General features: G+C 39.0%; 18 protein-coding genes. 7 read left to right on the plus strand and 11 right to left on the minus strand.

What is annotated here, in order from left to right:
- Positions 1-502 precede the first annotated feature (502 nt).
- Positions 503-994, plus strand: coding sequence for a hypothetical protein (locus ACP6L2_RS15515; RefSeq protein ID WP_440510218.1), 492 nt, complete (start codon positions 503-505; stop codon positions 992-994).
- 63 nt (positions 995-1,057) lie between these two features.
- On the opposite strand, the gene ACP6L2_RS15520 is transcribed toward ACP6L2_RS15515, so the two are convergent.
- From ACP6L2_RS15520 to spt, 5 genes are read right to left on the minus strand one after another with little or no spacing between them, the layout of a single operon-like run.
- On the minus strand, positions 1,058-1,444 hold the full coding sequence (locus tag ACP6L2_RS15520) for a GtrA family protein (RefSeq protein ID WP_440510219.1): 387 nt from the start codon (positions 1,442-1,444) through the stop codon (positions 1,058-1,060).
- A gap of 3 nt (positions 1,445-1,447) precedes the next feature.
- Complete coding sequence (locus tag ACP6L2_RS15525; protein WP_440510220.1) at positions 1,448-2,152, minus strand: CDP-alcohol phosphatidyltransferase family protein; 705 nt, start codon at positions 2,150-2,152, stop codon at positions 1,448-1,450.
- A gap of 15 nt (positions 2,153-2,167) precedes the next feature.
- Positions 2,168-3,166 carry an NAD-dependent epimerase/dehydratase family protein gene (locus ACP6L2_RS15530; RefSeq protein ID WP_440510221.1) on the minus strand — a complete coding sequence of 333 codons (999 nt, stop codon included), beginning with the start codon at positions 3,164-3,166 and terminating at the stop codon, positions 2,168-2,170.
- Entirely contained in the window at positions 3,163-4,284 is a 1,122-nt protein-coding gene (locus ACP6L2_RS15535; protein WP_440510222.1) for a hypothetical protein, read from the minus strand. Before ACP6L2_RS15535 ends, ACP6L2_RS15530 begins: the two co-directional genes overlap by 4 nt.
- Positions 4,285-4,308: 24 nt before the next feature.
- The gene (spt, locus tag ACP6L2_RS15540; protein ID WP_344674874.1) at positions 4,309-5,517 is read right to left on the minus strand and encodes a serine palmitoyltransferase; all 1,209 of its coding nucleotides are present in this window, start codon (positions 5,515-5,517) and stop codon (positions 4,309-4,311) included.
- A 298-nt stretch (positions 5,518-5,815) separates the two neighbouring features.
- Between spt and smpB the strand changes: the two genes are divergently transcribed.
- Positions 5,816-6,271: an SsrA-binding protein SmpB gene (gene smpB / locus ACP6L2_RS15545; RefSeq protein ID WP_344674875.1), complete on the plus strand. Its 456-nt coding sequence runs from the start codon at positions 5,816-5,818 to the stop codon at positions 6,269-6,271.
- On the opposite strand, the gene ACP6L2_RS15550 is transcribed toward smpB, so the two are convergent.
- Positions 6,258-7,184: a helix-turn-helix domain-containing protein gene (locus ACP6L2_RS15550; protein ID WP_440510223.1), complete on the minus strand. Its 927-nt coding sequence runs from the start codon at positions 7,182-7,184 to the stop codon at positions 6,258-6,260. The genes smpB and ACP6L2_RS15550 overlap by 14 nt on opposite strands.
- 181 nt (positions 7,185-7,365) lie before the next feature.
- On the opposite strand from ACP6L2_RS15550, the gene ACP6L2_RS15555 reads away from it, so the two are divergent.
- From ACP6L2_RS15555 to ACP6L2_RS15565, 3 genes are all read left to right on the plus strand, one after another.
- Entirely contained in the window at positions 7,366-8,868 is a 1,503-nt protein-coding gene (locus ACP6L2_RS15555) for an aldehyde dehydrogenase family protein (protein WP_440510224.1), read from the plus strand.
- A 64-nt stretch (positions 8,869-8,932) separates the two neighbouring features.
- Complete coding sequence (locus ACP6L2_RS15560; protein ID WP_440510225.1) at positions 8,933-9,307, plus strand: DUF779 domain-containing protein; 375 nt, start codon at positions 8,933-8,935, stop codon at positions 9,305-9,307.
- Positions 9,308-9,595: 288 nt separating this feature from the next.
- Positions 9,596-10,660, plus strand: a complete 1,065-nt coding sequence (locus tag ACP6L2_RS15565) for an NADH:flavin oxidoreductase/NADH oxidase (protein WP_440510226.1) — start codon at positions 9,596-9,598, stop codon at positions 10,658-10,660.
- Between the two features lie 15 nt (positions 10,661-10,675).
- Here the strand turns inward: ACP6L2_RS15565 and ACP6L2_RS15570 are convergent, their stop codons facing one another.
- From ACP6L2_RS15570 to ACP6L2_RS15580, 3 genes are all read right to left on the minus strand, one after another.
- The gene (locus ACP6L2_RS15570; RefSeq protein ID WP_440510227.1) at positions 10,676-11,077 is read right to left on the minus strand and encodes an acyl-CoA thioesterase; all 402 of its coding nucleotides are present in this window, start codon (positions 11,075-11,077) and stop codon (positions 10,676-10,678) included.
- A 21-nt stretch (positions 11,078-11,098) separates the two neighbouring features.
- A complete protein-coding gene (locus tag ACP6L2_RS15575; protein ID WP_440510228.1) occupies positions 11,099-12,919 on the minus strand; it encodes a MutS-related protein in 1,821 nt (606 codons plus the stop codon).
- A gap of 69 nt (positions 12,920-12,988) precedes the next feature.
- Positions 12,989-13,846 carry a DUF4886 domain-containing protein gene (locus ACP6L2_RS15580; RefSeq protein WP_440510229.1) on the minus strand — a complete coding sequence of 286 codons (858 nt, stop codon included), beginning with the start codon at positions 13,844-13,846 and terminating at the stop codon, positions 12,989-12,991.
- A 281-nt stretch (positions 13,847-14,127) separates the two neighbouring features.
- Here ACP6L2_RS15580 and ACP6L2_RS15585 point away from each other — a divergent pair, with 281 nt between their 5' ends.
- Together ACP6L2_RS15585 and ACP6L2_RS15590 are read left to right on the plus strand one after the other, a co-directional pair.
- On the plus strand, positions 14,128-14,784 hold the full coding sequence (locus ACP6L2_RS15585; RefSeq protein WP_440510230.1) for a protein-L-isoaspartate(D-aspartate) O-methyltransferase: 657 nt from the start codon (positions 14,128-14,130) through the stop codon (positions 14,782-14,784).
- 155 nt (positions 14,785-14,939) lie between these two features.
- Positions 14,940-15,281, plus strand: coding sequence for a cupin domain-containing protein (locus ACP6L2_RS15590; RefSeq protein WP_440510231.1), 342 nt, complete (start codon positions 14,940-14,942; stop codon positions 15,279-15,281).
- Between the two features lie 26 nt (positions 15,282-15,307).
- Here ACP6L2_RS15590 and priA read toward each other — a convergent pair whose 3' ends face one another.
- Positions 15,308-17,788 carry a replication restart helicase PriA gene (priA, locus tag ACP6L2_RS15595; RefSeq protein WP_440510232.1) on the minus strand — a complete coding sequence of 827 codons (2,481 nt, stop codon included), beginning with the start codon at positions 17,786-17,788 and terminating at the stop codon, positions 15,308-15,310.
- A gap of 790 nt (positions 17,789-18,578) precedes the next feature.
- On the minus strand, positions 18,579-18,968 hold the full coding sequence (locus tag ACP6L2_RS15600) for a DUF423 domain-containing protein (protein ID WP_440510233.1): 390 nt from the start codon (positions 18,966-18,968) through the stop codon (positions 18,579-18,581).
- Positions 18,969-19,098: the final 130 nt, after the last annotated feature.

Here is a 19,098-nt window from a genome sequence, read left to right on the forward strand (position 1 = left end):
ATTCGAGAACCCTTCGGATCTCCTTCGGAACTCGTTCGGAACTCCTTCGGATCTCGTTCGGTTCCGACCGAACGAGATCCGAACAAGATCCCTGTCAGATCCGAGGAAATTCCCTAGCGTTCTCGAATCCAACCCCTGTCAAATACGAGTTCAACATGAACCATACTGGAGTCATTATATTATCTAGACCGAGAAAATAAAATGTAGATATTAATAAAGCAAGGAAAGGCGGATTGTAAATAATTATTGAAAAGGCAAAACCCTTCCTTTAACATATTAAATAGTGTTCCGAAAAGGTATAGTCTATAATAATTGAAAGATGACGCCCCAACAGCTAAATATACCTACCTAATTCTTCCACAGGTAAAGACTAAAGAATCCATCTTATCTATATAATGAGGAAGATCATCATCGTAAATAATGGGGGTTTAGATGAAATATACCCTATTTGAGGTATTTCGGGGAGCAAAAAAGCGGGCTAACTTTATCAAAAAAATCAATTATGAAAACTAAAATAACCTTAAAGACAGTATTGTTGCTGCTATGGATCGGGATGATCAATACGGCAATGGGGCAATACACCGCAGGTGCAGGGTCATTTGATGGTGTATGGGCAGGCGTGTTAAAAAACAGTCAGGGAAGTAAATCCACTGTTTTATTAAAAATCAATGGGGGAAGTACGGTGAGGTATATGTACAATGAGGATACCGATAAATTTGAACCAAGCAGCTTTGAGAAGCAAGCATCGATGTTTCTTGGAAACAACTTTATCTTTACATGGATGAATAAGGGAGGTGTATGGTCGGAAACCCAAACGCATATGATTTCTTACCTCAAGCCAAAAAGTTTGTATTGCAGGTTAATTCGCCAAGTTACAAATGCACAAGAGGATGAAGATAATCCAGGCTTAAACAACGAATGGTCAACAACATTTGAAGGTTTATTGGAACATTTCAGCAGTATGGCCGAATTTGAGCGAGCCATGGCAAATTAACATAAAGAAGCGCGCCAACAAAATGGAGATCATGTTGGCGCGCTTCTTTATGTTAATATATCCCTATTTTCGGAACACCCAATATTTTTGAAGGGTAAAATTAAATCCGAGGGAGACTACAATTTCGAGGATAAGTTTGGATAGCAGGAAATGCCAATGCCAAATATCGACTAGCAAGTGAATTCCCAATGATTTTAAAGTTATGCTTCCAGCCACCACAAGAATAAACTTCCAGAGTTGACTTGCTAGAGGTACCGCCGTATTATTAAAAGACCAATAACGGTTTATGGTAAAATTAACAATGGCACCTAGACTACCACTGACCACATTGGAAAACGGAGCTGTAAAAAGCAGAATTTTATAACAGAAAGTATAGATTCCAAAATCTGCCAGTCCACCTAAAAAGGCAGAGAATTGCGCTTTAAAAAATTCTTTCCATTTAAAGGACATTACTTATGCTTGTTGTTGATTGGATTCCTTCTGTAATTTAGCTGCTTTCTCTTCCTTATCTTTTAAATCGCCAACTGCCAACAATTTTTTGGTATCGCCAATATTAATAAAGAACAGGGCTATACAGATTAATAATACGCTGTAGTTGATGGAACCAGGAACGATAACCTCCAGGATAAGCACCAAACAGATGATTACGCGGATTTCCGTAGGGCCCAATAATCCAGCATCGATGGTGTATTGATCGGTAATACGGTATCTCAATTGGGAAATAATCATTGCCCAACCGTACAAGGATACGAGGGTAAAGCCGAGGTATTTAAAATCGCCAGTGGTATAGAAAACATACCCGAGACCGATAAAAACGGTAGACACCCAGTCCATTACAATATCTAGGGCGAAGCCATACCATTTTCTGGATTTATTACGATAATAGGCAATACGTCCATCCAAAGAATCACCAAACCATTGAATAAAGAAGCCCAATACAGCCAGCAACAAGAAATAGATGCTGACATACTCGGCAAGCAAGAAACTTGCTAGGATCATCAAAGATCCAAAGAAACCGATCCCTGTCAATCCATCAGAAGTTATCCATTCTGGGATACGAGGAACTAAGTAAGAAATAAATTTCTGCTCCGGATTACTTAATATGTTTGTTCGCTTTCTGTCTTGAAAAAGCTTTTTATTTATTTTTTGTTCACTCATGATCTTGAAAAAATATTATAGCCATTTATTTTCCTTGTACCAAAGGAGGCTTTCCTTGAGGCCATCCTCAAGCAGGTATTTCGGGTCGAAACCCAATTGGGTTTGGGCATGTGTGATATCCACTCCCCAGTTTTCGGCAGTCAATTCACCGAGACGCTCGGGATAAATGACAGGAGTTTTGGGCGAGTTTCTATATAGAAACTGTGATATTTGTGCAATTCCTTTTACTAAACCTAGGGGAACATGCATTCTCCATAGTTTCTTTTGGAATATATCCTTATATATTTCGGCCATGGCATATCTGGAATAGACTTGGCCATCGCTGATATTATAAAATTGCATTCCTTCTTGCGGAGTCATCACCCCTTTCAGAAGAACATCCACTAAATCTTTCACATAGATAAAGCTTAGTTTTTGCGGATTGGTACCAATATAAGGGTCCAAACCTCTGCGCATGGTATCGAAAAGAATAAAGATATCCTTTTCACGAGGGCCATACACTGCTGTGGGGCGGAAAATAGAAATTCGTTCATCGGTGAAGTTGTCCTGAATCATTAATTCAGACTCTTTTTTACTTCGGCCATAAACGGTAAGCGGATGATATGGAAAAGATTCGTCAATTAAACCTTCATTCGCATAAGGAATAGGTCCAATTGCCGCCAAGCTACTGACATAGACAATTCTTTCCAAAGGCATTTCTGCCTTCAATGCCGCTTGCAGTAAAGCTTCGGTATATCCAACATTGACACTCTTCATTAATTCCTCACTTTTTGTTTTGGTCATCGCGGCTGCATGAATGATGTAGCTGTATTTCTCTTGATCAAAAAGTTTTAGGAGGTCTTCGGTATTCCCTAGATTTGGGTACACGAATTTATCGACAAAGGGCTCTATATCAGTTGTCTTACTGGAATTACGAACGGCAGCATGGACTTCCAGTCCTAGTAATTGAGCAGCTTCAGTCAGGTGAGAACCTACAAATCCGCTAGCACCCGTAATGAAGATTTTCTTTTTCATACTGCTTTTTCGTACAGACGATATCTTTTGTAAAAATCAGCGTTGATTTGTTCAATAGCGTGATTCATCATGTAATTATGATCTAACATCCAAGAGCATTCAGCCTCGACAATACCCGAAGGGAGAGCTTCTTTAATGATACGACCATAAAGGCAAGCTTCAATACCCAGCTTTCGGTAATTCTCCAAAACCCCTAACATTAATACACGAAGGGATTTGATTTTCTTTTTACCGAAGAGTAATTTGAAAATACCTGTAGGGAATAATCTTCCCTTTTTAATATTGATTTGTATTTCATTGACATTTGGAATCCCCAGGGCAAAACCAATAACCTCATCTCCTTTTACAGCAAGAACGCAGTATTTAGGGTCGACGATCATTTTCAAGTCCTTTGCCGTATGGTTGAATTCATCATCCGTCATCGGGACAAAACCGAGGTTTTTATCCCAAGCTTTATTATAAACCTTTTTAATTCTTTCTGCCTCGTTTTTAAAATCCTTAAGATTAATATGGCGCAATTTGATACCAGAACGTTCTAAGCGAGCTTCAAGTTTATCAAGCAGAAGCACAGAACGGTGATTGGCATTTGCTTTATTGACCAAATAAGCGCGAAGGTCTACTTTTTTAGCATATCCAGCATTGGTCAAGAGGTCCAAATAATAAGGGGAATTATAAGGCATCATAGCCATTGGTGGACGGTCGAAGCCTTCGACCAATAGTCCAACGGTATCATTTGTTGTCAAGTTGATGGGACCAACAATTAAGTTAGCACCTTTATCTTTTACCCAATCTTCAGCGGTTTTGAACAGCGTATCAGCAACTTCTTGATCATTAATGGAATCAAAGAAGCCGAATTGACCTTCATTGACATTGTTGAAGGCATTATGATTTCTGTTATAAATCGCAGCGATTCGCCCCACGATTTCTCCATTCCTGTAAGCCAAGAAAGGCTGTGCAATGGAATGCTTGTAGAAAGGGTGTTTTTTCGGACTTAATAAATCCTCTTGTCCCAGGAATAGTTCTGGGACATAATTCGGATCGTTCGCATATAAGTAATGAGGAAAGTCAATGAATGCAGCGAGCTGCTTTTTCGTCTCTACTGGAACAATCGTTATCACGTTTAATAAAATTTAGTTGAAGAATTAACTAATAAAACTTTCTACCTCAAGCGATTTGAATACTTTGGCCATTTTTTCGACTGCTTCATCGATTTGGTCAAAAGTATGGGTCGCCATTAGGGAGATGCGGATTAGTGATTCCTCGGTAGGGACTGCAGGAGCCACTACAGGGTTCACAAACACACCGTCATCTTGCAACATTTTGGTCACGATATATGTTTTTTCGTTATTACGAACAAACACCGGTAGAATCGGGCTTTCCGTTGCACCTAAGTCGAATCCACTATCTAACAATAATTTCTTCGCATAGTTTGTATTTGCCCACAGTTTTTCAATGTGTTCTGGTTCAGTTTGGATAATTTCCAAAGCTTTTAAGGTAGAAGCTACTGAAGCTGGGGTCATAGAGGCACTGAACATTAAAGAGCGTGCTCTGTGTTTTAAGAATTCAATGGTGTCTTTATCGGCAGCCACGAAACCACCTAGGGAAGCTAGGGATTTGGAGAAAGTTCCCATAATCAGATCAACCTGATCAGTTAATCCGAAATGGCTAGCTGTTCCTGCGCCTTTTTCACCGATAACACCTAAACTGTGTGCATCATCACACAATATTGCTGCATCAAATTCGTTAGCTACTTGAACAAGTTCAGGTAATTTAACAATGTCCCCTTCCATAGAGAAAATACCATCAGTAGCGATTAGTTTGAAGCTTTCTTCAGGAAGGCGCGCCATTTTATCGCGTAGATCGTCTATGTTATTGTGGGCATATTTGATGACTTTGGAGAAAGACAATCGGCTACCATCGATGATGGAAGCGTGGTCGCGTTCGTCCAAAAGGATGTAATCATGTCTACCAGTAAGGCAAGATAACGGACCAAGGTTAGACTGGAATCCGGTTGAGAAAAGGATAGCTGCTTCTTTACCAACGTAATCAGCAAGTTTTTCCTCTAGTTCAACGTGAATATCTAAGGTTCCATTAAGGAATCTTGAACCGGCACATCCCGTCCCGTACTTTTCAAGCGCATCCTGAGAGGCCTTAATAATACGAGGGTCGGTGGTTAATCCTAAATAGGAGTTAGAACCAAACATCAAAACACGCTTACCGTCGATTTTCACTTCGGTATCTTGCTTGGATTGAATCGGCCTAAAAAAGGCATATAAGTTTTTAGATTTAATATCTCCTAACTCGCCATCTAAAAACCGCGCAGTTCTTTCATTTAATTTTCCCTTGCTCATTCGACAGGTATCTATAATCTCAACAATATTTACTTTTTGAACTTTTAACAAAAATCGTCAAAAATCCTACAAAGGTACAAAACTACTTCCATTCACGTCAATAAATAACGTAATAATTACCTTTATTTACAAAAAATCGATGCAAACATACAAAACTTAAAGTTCAAATTGTTTGTGCTTTGACATATAAATATCATAAAATTAAATTAATATTAACATAAAGTTTACGATAAAAACAGATATGATTTTGCTAAAAATCAGGAATTAGTACCTTTGTGGATTCAAAAGGGAATAAAACATGGCGATTTCATCATCGGTTAATATCAAAAATAAACGTGCAAGCTTTGAATACCAACTACTGGATAAGTACGTTGCGGGATTAGGGTTATTGGGTACCGAGATCAAATCTATCCGGGAAGGGAAGGCGAATATCAACGATAGTTTCTGTGCTTTTTTTGAGGACGGTCTTTACATTCGTAACATGCACATTGCGGAATATTCCTATGGTTCCTTTTATAACCACGAAGCGAAGCGCGATCGAAAACTGCTATTAACGAAGCGAGAGTTAAAGAAATTAAAGGAAAAAGGCGAAGAGAAAGGCTTTACGATTGTTCCTTTACGCATTTTCATTAATGAGCGAGGCTATGCAAAAGTAGAAATTGCTTTGGCGCAAGGTAAAAAAGACTTTGATAAGCGTGACAGTATTAAGGAGCGCGACTCCAAGCGTGAGATGGATCGGGCTATGAAGCGTTAAATTGAACATCTTTTTGATATAGACCAGGTGTAATGCCTGTTCTATTTCGAAACAACCGCACAAAATAATTCACATCATTAAATCCACAGGCATAGCATACCTCTTTCACAGAAAGATTAGTTCTTAGCAATTCCTTTGCTTTTTCTAATCGTTCTTGAATCACCAATTCCATTGGACTGATTCCATATTCCTCTTTAAATAATCGGAATAAGCTTGCCTTACTCATGTCCATTCGCTGACAAAGCACCTCAACAGTTAGTTTTTCCGATAAATGATCTTTAATATATTTTTTAATTGGGCCCATTGGACCAATTAAGTTATCTGATTCAGGCTCTTTCAGTCTTTCGAACTGCTGATGTTGAATGATACGTATGAGCAATTCTTTGAAAAGCAGGTCAGAAAGCGCATCCTTAAAAGGATCGGTACTGATCATGGCAGCAAAGAGTTTATTGGTGATGGTTGCTAATTCGGAGGTGTTTGAGATATGGAATTTATCCCAACTAAAATCCCAACTTAATTTATGTTCTGTTTTAGGATAATTATCGTTCAGGAAATTTAAGCTTTCATTGATCTTTTCGGAGGAAATAACGAGGGCAGTACATTGTGTAGGGTCTTTCATTCGAGCCTCCGGGAAATCTATTTCCATGGGTTTAGAAGCAGGTAGAATTAAAGTTTCACCGGGCATATAGTCAAAAGCAGGCACATCTTCCAAATGCATAATCTTTTTCCCTTTCAGCATATTGATAATGACGATATCATCAAACTGTAAAGGCACCATATTGCTTACCTCATAGGTTTCAAACACATTTAGTTCAAAATTATTGAGGGTATAAGCTTTACGATTTTCAACGAGGGTAGATAACTCCTTTCCAGCCGCATAAGGTAACTCGCGGATCAAATTTACTTTCTCCATATGCTTTTAATTTATAATCGGTGGCTTACCAAATATATGAAAAAGGCTGATTAAAAATAAATTCCTTGTGTGAAAATATTGTGCTACACAAAGATACAATAGTGCTATATCTTCAACTTGTGCTTAATTAAATTTGAATAATAACGAATTCATAAATTCTAACGATCAAATTTTACAGACTATGAGTACAATTGCGAGACCATCGTTCAACGAACGATATGACAACTATATTAACGGTGCATTTGTGGCACCAAGCAAGGGAAACTATTTTGATAACATCTCACCTATTGACGGGAAAGTATTTACGAAGGTTGCACATTCGACCAAAGAGGACATTGATTTAGCGGTAGAAGCAGCGGCGAAAGCTTTTGAAACCTGGAGTAAGACTTCGGCGACTGAGCGCAGCAATATTTTATTTCGAATTGCGGACCGCATTGAGGAGAATTTGGAGAAGATTGCAGCCGTAGAGACTATCGACAATGGTAAAGCAGTTCGAGAAACCTTAAATGCGGATATTCCATTAGCGATTGACCATTTCCGTTATTTTGCGGGCGTGATTCGAGCAGAGGAAGGCTCTTTATCGGAGCTGGATAGTAATACAGTATCCTTGATTGTCAATGAGCCAATTGGTGTAGTTGCACAGATTATCCCTTGGAATTTCCCGATTTTAATGGCTGTTTGGAAATTAGCCCCTGCCCTAGCTGCAGGTTGTACGGTAGTTTTAAAACCAGCGGAGAGTACCCCTACATCTATTATGGTTCTTATGGAACTTATTGGTGACCTGATTCCGGCAGGTGTGATCAATGTGGTGAATGGATTTGGATCGGAATTAGGTCGCCATTTGGTAACCCATCCTAAAGTTTCCAAGGCAGCCTTTACTGGATCGACCGCAACAGGAAGAATGGTGATGCAATATGCAACGGAAAATATTATTCCAGTTACTTTAGAGTTGGGCGGTAAATCACCAAATGTATTCTTCAGCTCTGTCATGGATGCCGATGATTCTTTCTTGGACAAGGCAGTCGAAGGTGCGGTATTGTTTGCTTTAAATCAAGGTGAGATCTGTACCTGTCCATCCCGTTTGCTGATACAAGAGGATATTTATGAAAAATTTATTGAGCGTGTAATAGACCGTGTCAATAAAATAAAAGTAGGTGATCCATTAGACCCAACGGTTATGATGGGCGCTCAAGCCTCAAAAATTCAGAAAGATAAGATCATGTCTTATATCAAACTGGGTAAAGAAGAAGGTGCCGAAGTATTAACTGGAGGAGATGAGAATGTTGTAGGTTCAGGATTAGAGGAAGGATACTACATTAAACCAACTCTATTTAAAGGCCATAACAAGATGCGTATCTTTCAGGAGGAGATCTTTGGCCCTGTACTAGCCGTTACCACGTTTAAGGATGAGGCGGAAGCTATTGCTATAGCCAATGACACCATGTATGGTTTAGGAGCAGGTGTGTGGACACGTGATGCACATCAGTTATATCAAGTACCTCGAGCTATACAAGCCGGTCGTGTATGGGTAAATCAGTACCATAGCTACCCAGCTGGAGCACCATTTGGTGGTTTCAAGCAATCGGGTATCGGACGTGAAAACCACAAAATGATGTTGGCTCATTACCGTCAGGCAAAGAATTTGCTTATTTCCTATAGCAAAGAAAAATTAGGGTTCTTCTAGGGAACACTATATAATAGAACATTGGGGCATATTTCGGTGTGCCCCATATAAAAACAAAACAGCTATGGTTTCAAGAATTGATGTTACAGATGCTGCCCGAGAACTAATTAAAGAATTGGTGGAAAAACATGGGGACTTGATGTTCTATCAAGCAGGTGGGTGCTGTGAGGGAACTCAACCCCAATGTTTTGAGAAGGGCGGATTTTATCCAAGGATGAATGATGCCATGATCGGATTGGTGGAAGGATTTGAATTTTGGGTTGACCGGGATTTATTCGAGTATTGGCAGTACTCCCACTTTACGCTTGACGTGTTGGATGGCTTTGGCCCAGGAGGATTTTCATTAGAGACTCCATTAGGCAAAACCTTTAAGATTCATTATCGATTATTTACAGACGAAGAACGACAGGATCTAAGTCCAGTCATTCGGAACGAATAAAAAGCTGTTTACTTACGGAGATAGCAATTTTATCTTTTTACCAAATAAGCTTCATTTTAAAAATAAAGCAAATAAAACCAGTCTTTCCCATAGGCTGGTTTTTTTATTTAAATCTATTTAAAGAACAGCATCAACAGGTATATTATCACTGGTCACGGATCTATCAGTATCTTTTGATGTTCGGGTAAATATTGTCGAAATAACCTTAAATTTATAACATCAGTATATTTAAGCGCCAACCATTTATATAGTCAAAGCGTTTGTAGATAAAGAAATAAAAAATCCATTATGTTATTTGAACCACTTCCCTTAAAGAACTTCGTTATTCCAAACCGCATGGTGGTTTCACCTATGTGTCAATATACGGCAGTGCATGGCTATGCGAACAGTTGGCATTTGGCCCATTTGGGACAATTTGCGATAGGACGTGCAGGGGCTGTGATCCAAGAAGCTACAGCCGTGCGACCAGAGGGCAGAATAAGCTATGGCGATATGGGGTTATGGGAAGATGGACAAATAGAGCCCTTAAGAGCAATCACTGCCTTTATTAAGAGTCAGGGTTCCATTCCGGGGATCCAATTAGCACATGCTGGTCGAAAGGCAAGTACGGATAAACCATGGATTAGTAAAAAACAGTTTAAACCGAATGAGGAGCATGGTTGGCAGACAGTCGCTCCTTCTCCTATTCCTTACTATCCAGATGAACATGCACCGAAGGAATTAACGATTGCTGAGATCAAAGATTTGGTTCAAGCTTTTCAGGATGCGGCGCGACGAGCCGTAATAGCAGGTTTTCAAATTATTGAGTTGCATGCGGCTCATGGTTACCTCATTCATCAATTTCTATCGCCATTATGCAATTTCCGAACGGACGATTATGGAGGTTCCTTTGATAATCGAATTCGGTTTTTAGAAGAAATTGTTAGTTCGGTAAAAGCCGTTTTAGGGGATACACATTCTTTGTGGGTTCGTATTTCGGCGACTGATTGGGCAGCTGGAGGATGGGATGAAAACCAAAGTATTGAGCTCGTAAAAAGGTTACAAAGCTTAGGTGTAGAAGTGATGGACATTTCCTCTGGGGGAGCTGTTCGGGAACAGCGAATAGATGTAGGTCCGGGGTATCAAGTACCATTTGCTTCAGCTATAAAAAAAGCCACGGGCATCTTAACAGGCGCAGTTGGGCTTATCACGAATGCAGGACAAGCGCAGGAGATCTTGGAACAAGGCGCTGCAGACTTTGTCCTTATTGGACGGAGTTTCTTAAGGAATCCACATCTGGTCTTGCAATGGGCCAAAGATTTGGATGTACCCATTGCATGGCCAGTTCAATATGAAAGAGCAAAAGCTCAATAGGAAAAAATCAAAGTATTAATTTACATCCAAACCTTCCAATACTGGAATAGGTTTCTTGTCGTCGTCCAATGCTACAAAGGTAAATCTACCTTGAATAGCCATTTCACGACCATCTTTATACATGCTTTCTAGGAATATTTCTACGAATATTTTTAAGCTAGTACGTCCTACACTTTCCACTCGAGCGACAGCTTCAACAATACTTCCTGATGGAATTGCCTTATGGAAGTCGATTTTGTCGGTTGATACAGTTACTAATTGTTTTCTACAGAAGCGAGTACCACACATAAAGGAAACCTCATCCATCATCGCCATGGCTTTGCCGCCAAATAGGGTGTCGTGGTGATTGGTGAGGAAAGGAAACACGGTCATGGTAATACGAGTTTCGCTTTGATCGATGCGTTCTTGAATAGTCATTGTTGTAATAAAGGCGCAAAGTTAAGCATCTTTTTCGCTTTCAACGACTACCCCAATGCCCTTTAAGAGCATTGACGCATTAAAAATGGTACATGCTCCATCCTTTAGTTTATAATCAAAAAGCATTTCTGAAGCGCGGACTTGAATATCAAAATGGTAATTTCTAATGACTTGTGGATATTGTTGCGCCAAATCAGCTAACTGCAAATCATGAGTTGCTAACATCCCACGACCATCTAAACCAATTAATTTTTTTATGATTGCTTTAGACCCTAAGTATTTGTCTACTGAATTTGTTCCTCTTAGCATTTCATCAATCAAGAAAAAAGTATCTTTTTGATTGCTTACTTGATCCAGAATAAACTTCATACGGTCCAATTCGGCTTTAAATGTCGATGTACTTTCATTTAGGGAATCTTTAATACGCATATAGCTTACCAAGCTGTAGATAGGAAGCCTTAGGAATTTTGCACAGACCACAGCGCCCGTATAAGCCAGAACAGCATTTATTCCAATAGTTCTGAGGAAGGTACTTTTACCAGCCATATTGGAACCTGTAATTAGAGCAATCTGGTGATCGGTAGCATTGTAATCATTGGCTACTGAACGATCCTTTTTAATCAATGGATGCTCAATTGCCTCTGTTACGATTTTATCTGTAGCGTAGTTGTCCAGAATAACAGGAGTAGCCCACTCAGGATTGTTATAGCTAAGAACACTTAAGGAAATTAAACATTCATAGACAGAAACGGCCTCAAATCCATTAAGGATAGAATCTTCATATTGATCTTTCCATTTCGCAATGGCCATGACTTGTTTGAAATCCCATAGAAATAGCATATTCAAGATGGCTCCAACCAGCATATTATTACGAGCATCCAACTTGTCAATAAGCTTGCCTAGTTCAGCAATAATGCTGGAGAGCTTTTTATCTTGCTTTTCGACTTTAATCTGTTGTTGGATATTCTTGGACAGTGTGGCTTGGAAGGTTTTATCCTCAATGAGTTTAATACCATCTGCAAATCCTAATAAGGAAGCACCTACTTTATCGATTTTATTGGAGAATTGAGAGATTCTACCCGCCATAGCGATGGTCCACAACAAATGCGCAATAGCAAGGAAAATCAAGTAGGAACCGATATTGTGTACAAAAATGGAGAATAGGATTCCGGCTAAGAAGATAAAAGGTACGATGCTTACATAGGCTTTCAAGGCGGCATTACCAAACTTGAAACTCTGATCGTGAAAATAACTTGCTATGTAGGAACTCAGGTTAATTTTAGACCCCAGGTTAAAGAGCATTTTTGTTTGAAATGCTTGCAAATGTTCTGGATCTTCTTTTAGTTCTTGAATAGCTTCTTGTCTTTCCAAGATATCTTTTTTGCTGGCAGGAGATGCAAACCAATTCTTCAGTTGTAGCACAGCGTCTTTACTGGAGCAACGGTTTACTAAAGCAAATAAGGAGTTGCTGCCAAAAATATCTAAATCGGAAACATAAGGATGTTTCCCATCATCAAACTCTGCCCCATCGGCATACATATTCGCATTACCTTCTTTGATGGCTATTTCGTTCTCATTTACTTTCAGGTAGATCCTGGCTTCTTGCAATTGTCTTTCTACTCTACTTTGGCGAAAAACCAAATACACGAATAGGAGCATAATCAACATAATGGTTCCGAGAACCACAAAAACATTATTGATTTTAAACAATTGAAAAATTACGATTCCACCAATTAGAATAATGGCAAGACGAAGTAAAGAATTACGATTAATGGTTTTTTCCAGTTTTTGGATATTTTCTTTAGCCTTTTTTACATTGGCTTGGTAAAATGCAGTACTCATGTCGCTAAAATAAATAAAAAAGCCCGGTGATGCCGAGCTATTTTTGTGGTATATGAAAATGATGTTTCGTTATTTTTTAACCTTAGAAACTTTGAAAGGTTTTTTCACTGCTTTCCAAGCGGCTTCTTTTGCAATTTTCGCTTGTTCATCAGTTAGTTTCTCTGGTTTATAGGGGTTCTTTCTAGGATCTGCATTAAACAGTTTGGCATACCACACACAAGCAGCTGTGAAACGGCCATAATCTAAGTTCAGGTGATAGCCGTCACGTGTCATATGGTCGCCAATGGAACTGGTTCTAGCATTTTGAACAGCTGTACCTGAAGGTACCACAAATTCAAAGTCACCAGATTTATCAATATGTTTGGTGACATTCATGATGCTATCATACATGGTTTGTTGGTTTTGACCATAGATTTTAAAGCCTTCATGTTTTGAATCTTGCTGGTAAGCCCAAGTTTGGTGGTAAACCATTTTAGAATCTGGGTTCATATGCGCGAAGACATAGGTCCATAAATCTGTCAGGGAAGCCATCACCACATTATATTGACCGGAAAAGGAGCTTGCCTGTTGTAAGCTGATATAATCCCAATTATCATCAGCTAAGGCTTTTTCAATGCTTACCTTTGGTGTTGTAGTTTTGACGCCATCCTCACCTACTTTTCTATAGGAATACGCATCAACATTGTTATGAGCATTCTTTAAATGTAATTCCAAGGGCGCCCCACCGATATATAAATTACCGATGACCATTTTCTTACCATCTGCTTTTGCTAGGTCATATAAATAATTTTCAATAGCATCTTCTGAGAAGCTATTACCTATTGCCAATACTTTGGTTACATCATCATCCTTAGGAGATGCTTGCTGTGCAAAGATCAATTGGAAATTCAAGGTTATAAAGAAAAAAAGAAGGCTGATCTGTTTCATTTTTCGAATATTTTTTAATCTGTGATTATTTACATGGCTATTCTTCCAAATAAGAAGAAAGTAGAGTTATAGGCATGTTGTATTATCAGACTAAAAGTACGAAAAATTAAGTTAATATAGTTTAAAAAGGAATAATGGGTAAAGGCTAAAATTCGGTTCTGATAGTTAAATAATGGGACATTTGAAAGCGTTAAGGCGAATAAAAATGCAAGGATATTGAGACAGAATGAATTGCAAATTAGGCATACATATATGGCAAAATAAGGGTATTTTTGGAAGGTATGGCGTATAAATTCATTGATAATTATCGGGAACAAGGAGCGAGAAAGCAGTTGGTTCGACACCTGGAGAAGCGTGGTATAGAGGACAAGCGGGTGTTGGCAGCGATAGGGAAAGTGCCAAGGCATTTCTTTTTCGATGAGACTTTTTGGAATCAAGCTTATCGTGACATTGCTTTTCCGATTGGTGATGGACAAACCATTTCACAACCCTATACAGTAGCTTATCAAAGTCAATTACTCCATATTAACAAGGGAGATAAGGTATTGGAAATAGGCACAGGTTCAGGTTATCAGACCTGCATCTTATTGGAATTGGGTGCAGAAGTTTTCACCATCGAAAGACAAGAGAATTTATACCAGCGTACTATTCAAGTCTTACCATACATGGGCTATAAGCCGCATTTCTATCTAGGTGATGGTTCAATGGGGATTCCCAAACATGCTCCATATGATCGAATCATCGTGACTGCTGGTGCACCCTTTGTACCGGAAAAAATGCTCAAACAATTAAAGCTAGGCGGATTAATGGTTATTCCAGTCGGCGATGAAAAATTCCAAAAGATGGTGACCATTTTACGCGTAGGTGAAAATGATTTCGAGCGGATAGAATTGGATACTTTTCGATTTGTTCCTTTAGTAGGCGACCAAGCCTGGTAATATTCCAGGGGAACTAGGTTTAGAAGAAAATTGTATTAGTTATTGTTTATTAAGTTTTTGTGAACTTATTGGCTCATATTGCTTATCCCTAAAGAATTAAGGATATTTGAGTAGGGTTCAGATATTCAGTCCGATCAAATACATAATTAAACAAAATGAGCATAATTCGTAAGAACCTGGTTGAACATTATACTTGGGGGGATCAATGTGATGGATGGCATTTACTCAAAAGCATGGGTTTAAGTGTGATTGAGGAGCGAATGCCCGCCAAGACAGCCGAACGACTTCACTATCATGAAAAATCGGAACAATTTTTCTATATCCTAAAAGGTGAAGCCATATTCGAGAAAGAAGGCAAGCACTATGAGGTGAAAGCCAAGCAGGGATTCCATGTAAAACCTTTGGAAAAACACCGAATCAGTAATCTTTCCAATGAAGACTTGGAATTTATAGTGATTTCTCAGCCCATGGCACATGGGGACAGAATAGATTTATAATATTATTTCTAAATTTTACCAAGTCTTTAATAAGGGTCGACATCAATTTGAATCTTCACGCCTTTATTCTTCTTATCGAGATCGAAATGTAAGATAGATTGCTTAATGAGATCTTTGACTTTACTGATAGAAATATTTTTCCTTTCAATTTTAAGGGTAATGGTCTGGATGAAATTATTTCTTACACGGGAAATCAATGGTGGTTCAGGCCCCAAAACTCGAGCACCTAACTGTTGACGAAGTAAGCTTGCTAATCGATTTGCTGCATCATTTACCAAATCCTGATCCGTATGTTTTATATCTAACTTTATTAAACGATAGAATGGCGGGTATTGGTAGTTCTTTCTCTCCGTGACTTCCGTAATAAACATCCCATTATAATCGTGTTCTTTGACTTGCTCTAAGATACGGTGATTAGGGGTGTATGTTTGGACAATTACAGTTCCAGGATTTTGTCTTCTACCAGCACGTCCCGCAACTTGGGAAAATAAAGAAAAGGCACGTTCATATGCTCTAAAGTCAGGGAAATTAATCATACCATCTGCATTGATAATACCAATGAGGGTGACATTTCCGAAATCTAAGCCTTTGGTAACCATTTGGGTTCCAATGAGGACATCAAATTCCTGGTTATCAAAAGCAGCAATTACACGGTCGAAACCATGTTTTCCTTTTGTGGAATCCAGATCCAGTCGACCGATACGAAGATCAGGTAGTTGAATTTCCAGTTCCTCTTCTACCCTTTCTGTTCCAAAACCTTTACTTTGGAGATTTGGCATACCGCAACCAGGACATGTTTGAGGCATCTCTTCGGAAAATCCACAATAATGGCAATGTAAGAGGTTACTGGTTTTATGATACGTCATACTCACATCGCAATTGACACATTTCGCCACATAGCCGCAAGTACCACATTGCAGAAAAGGTGTATGTCCTCTTCTGTTTTGGAAAAGGATAACTTGTTCCTTATTCTTAATTGTTGTTGCAATAGCTTGAAGGAGTTCAGCAGAAAAGTAGGAGAACATTTCTTCCTTGCGGGCCGCCTCTACGATATCAATAATTTTTATTTCGGGTAGTTTTGCATCACCATAACGTTCCAAGAGTTCCACCAAGCCGTATTTACCGGCCTTAGCATTATAATAACTCTCTACAGAAGGAGTAGCAGAACCTAATAATACTTTCGCATGATGTTGATGTCCAAGATAAATGGCTGTATCACGGGCATGATATCTTGGAGCTGGATCATATTGCTTGTAAGAATTTTCATGTTCTTCATCTACTATGATTAATCCAAGATCGAAGAAAGGCAAGAATACAGAGGATCGAGCACCAATAACGACTTGGAACTCTCCCTTTCTGACACGATGCCACACTTCAGCACGCTCATTATCATTGAATCGGGAGTGATATACGCCCAATTTATCTCCGAAGTGTAGTTTTAGACGTTCTGTAATTTGCGCTGTTAAGGCAATTTCTGGTAATAGGTATAAAGCAGACTTTCCTTGAGCTAATGCTTCCTCAATTAGTCGAATATACAATTGGGTCTTCCCAGAAGCAGTTACTCCATGAAAGAGCACAACATCTTTTTGTTCAAATTCTGCTTTAATCTGGTCGTATGCAGTTTGCTGAGCAGGGCTGAATTTAAAATCTGGTGATAATAATACATCGGTTCCTTCGAATCGGTTTACGACTTTCTCCTTGACATCAAATACCCCTTTATCTATTAAAGCCGTGATAGCTGCTGTACCACAACCAGATGCTTCCATCACATCTTGCCGACTGATATCAGATTTGCTTTTCTGCAATTGCATAAATGCCAATACTGCATCTTGTTGCTTAGGCGCACGGTTTAGGGAGTCCAATAAATCTCGTTTACCATCCGGATCATTGAACATGGATGCCAATCGAAGAAATGCTTTGGTTTTCGGCTTATAACGTTCTTTTATTTCTTCAGAAATCAAGATGTATCCTTTATCAAATAAACTTCTTAATAAGGGGAATACTGTTTTTTGGCCTAGTATTTTGATGACATCATTGACGGTTAATTCACCTGCAAGGTCTAATGCCTCAAGAATCATATACCCTTTATCAGTCACTAATGATCGATCAAGTGTAGGGTCATTGGCTGCCATTATTTTGGTTTCGGAAGCCATTTTCAGTGCAGCAGGTAATGCTGCTTGCATGACATCCCCCACAAAACACATGTAATATTCAGAAATCCAATTCCACATTTCCAATTGATTTGGAAATATGATGGGATCATCATCCACAATATCCAGGATATATTTAGCTTCATATTGCAGTGGGGCTTCCGTTCCAATACTGCTGATCAAGGCGGAGTAAATCTTGTTCTTACCAAATTGAACAATGACACGCTTACCTATTCCTATTTTAGCATTAAGCTCTAATGGTATACGGTAGGTGTAGTTCTTAGCAATAGCTAATGGTAAGATTACCTCGACAAAATAAGTGTTACGATCAGTGGGCAATAATTCTGCTTGAGACATATAACAAAAGTACGGAAATAAAGGGTAAGTTTTGAGACGACAGACAAAAGACAACAGACAACAGACGTAGCGGGCGACGGATAGATATGAGGTTAAGTCCTTTCCGGCCCAGAGTTGAGAGGAGAGCATGAGAACTGTGGGTAGGATTTAGTAGAAAGAGCTTTTGGTGGATTACCAAATTCGTTATTTCCAACACAGAGCGAAGCGAAGAGTCTCAGTTCTCCTCCCTATAAGTTGGGGTCATCTGAAGCTTGCCGAAGAAACCAAACGTCCTAATATCAGAATTGTATTAATGGACCTGTGGGAAGAATATTGTAATGCAGGCGATGCACGCATCGCCCCTACAAACAATCGTGATTTTTATCGTTCCTAACCACCCAAAACGTAGGGTCGAAGCATGCTTCGACCGCTTATATTTACAACATCTAAAAACCTCAAACGTTTGAAGTCTATTATCTGTTATCTTCAAAAAATCGGGCGGACATTCCGCTCGTTTTCGTTGGGGATTAATCCCCTTCCTCAAACTCGCTCAGTACCGCCCCTACCTACCGTGCTACCTATATAATGGGTTATTAGGCGATTAATAATACGCCACACGTAGGGGCAGCACTAAGCGCAGCGGAATGTCTGTCCGTTTTAAAATAGTATTGAGTAGTTAGTAGAAAGACCTATGGATTACCAAATTCTTAATGTGTTAGAAATCCTATCTAACAGCGAAGCGGTCTTAATACCATAAAACAAAACAGCTCCAAATCTTCAATTTGGAGCTGTTCTGTTTTTATACGGAGCTTTAGGCTCGATTTTTCATTGCTGCGATAAATAAAGCTATCCATCCAATTATGAAACAGACACCACCGAGTGGGGTAATTGGTCCAAGGAGGGAGAGATTTTCAATACCAAGGAGATTTCTGGTGCTTAACAGGTATAATGATCCGGAGAACAGAAGAATACCTAGGGTAAACATGATGTAGGATACTTTAATTGATTGGCTTTTTGCTCTTGAAAATGTTGAAAGGAACAATAAAGCTAGGGTATGATAAAATTGATATTGATTTGCTGTATGCCAAGTTTCCAACTGTTTATCGGAAATCTTACCTTCCAATCCATGTGCACCAAAAGCACCTAGAATGACGGCTAACAATCCGAAAAACGAGGCTGTTAGAATAATTTGTTTGTTCATTTTTGCCTTTAAAATAAGAATAGTTTATTTTTCGATTATAAATGTATAAAATAACTTCTTAAAAAGCACTCCTATTTTTGCAAATTTGTATATATTGAGTTTTAAACTTTTAATCGAAAAGTTTTTCTAA

Source organism: Sphingobacterium lactis (genome assembly GCF_051951495.1).
GTDB classification, from domain to species: domain Bacteria; phylum Bacteroidota; class Bacteroidia; order Sphingobacteriales; family Sphingobacteriaceae; genus Sphingobacterium; species Sphingobacterium lactis_A.

Coding starts and splice junctions, on each gene's coding strand:
- ACP6L2_RS15600 (WP_440510233.1), bottom strand. CDS start 18,968: ATGAACAAACAAATTATTCTAACAGCCTCGTTTTTCGGATTGTTAGCC.
- ACP6L2_RS15575 (WP_440510228.1), bottom strand. CDS start 12,919: ATGAGTACTGCATTTTACCAAGCCAATGTAAAAAAGGCTAAAGAAAAT.
- ACP6L2_RS15555 (WP_440510224.1), top strand. CDS start 7,366: ATGAGTACAATTGCGAGACCATCGTTCAACGAACGATATGACAACTAT.
- ACP6L2_RS15550 (WP_440510223.1), bottom strand. CDS start 7,184: ATGGAGAAAGTAAATTTGATCCGCGAGTTACCTTATGCGGCTGGAAAG.
- smpB (WP_344674875.1), top strand. CDS start 5,816: ATGGCGATTTCATCATCGGTTAATATCAAAAATAAACGTGCAAGCTTT.
- priA (WP_440510232.1), bottom strand. CDS start 17,788: ATGTCTCAAGCAGAATTATTGCCCACTGATCGTAACACTTATTTTGTC.
- ACP6L2_RS15565 (WP_440510226.1), top strand. CDS start 9,596: ATGTTATTTGAACCACTTCCCTTAAAGAACTTCGTTATTCCAAACCGC.
- spt (WP_344674874.1), bottom strand. CDS start 5,517: ATGAGCAAGGGAAAATTAAATGAAAGAACTGCGCGGTTTTTAGATGGC.
- ACP6L2_RS15585 (WP_440510230.1), top strand. CDS start 14,128: ATGGCGTATAAATTCATTGATAATTATCGGGAACAAGGAGCGAGAAAG.
- ACP6L2_RS15570 (WP_440510227.1), bottom strand. CDS start 11,077: ATGACTATTCAAGAACGCATCGATCAAAGCGAAACTCGTATTACCATG.
- ACP6L2_RS15525 (WP_440510220.1), bottom strand. CDS start 2,152: ATGAGTGAACAAAAAATAAATAAAAAGCTTTTTCAAGACAGAAAGCGA.
- ACP6L2_RS15520 (WP_440510219.1), bottom strand. CDS start 1,444: ATGTCCTTTAAATGGAAAGAATTTTTTAAAGCGCAATTCTCTGCCTTT.
- ACP6L2_RS15590 (WP_440510231.1), top strand. CDS start 14,940: ATGAGCATAATTCGTAAGAACCTGGTTGAACATTATACTTGGGGGGAT.
- ACP6L2_RS15530 (WP_440510221.1), bottom strand. CDS start 3,166: ATGAAAAAGAAAATCTTCATTACGGGTGCTAGCGGATTTGTAGGTTCT.
- ACP6L2_RS15560 (WP_440510225.1), top strand. CDS start 8,933: ATGGTTTCAAGAATTGATGTTACAGATGCTGCCCGAGAACTAATTAAA.
- ACP6L2_RS15580 (WP_440510229.1), bottom strand. CDS start 13,846: ATGAAACAGATCAGCCTTCTTTTTTTCTTTATAACCTTGAATTTCCAA.
- ACP6L2_RS15515 (WP_440510218.1), top strand. CDS start 503: ATGAAAACTAAAATAACCTTAAAGACAGTATTGTTGCTGCTATGGATC.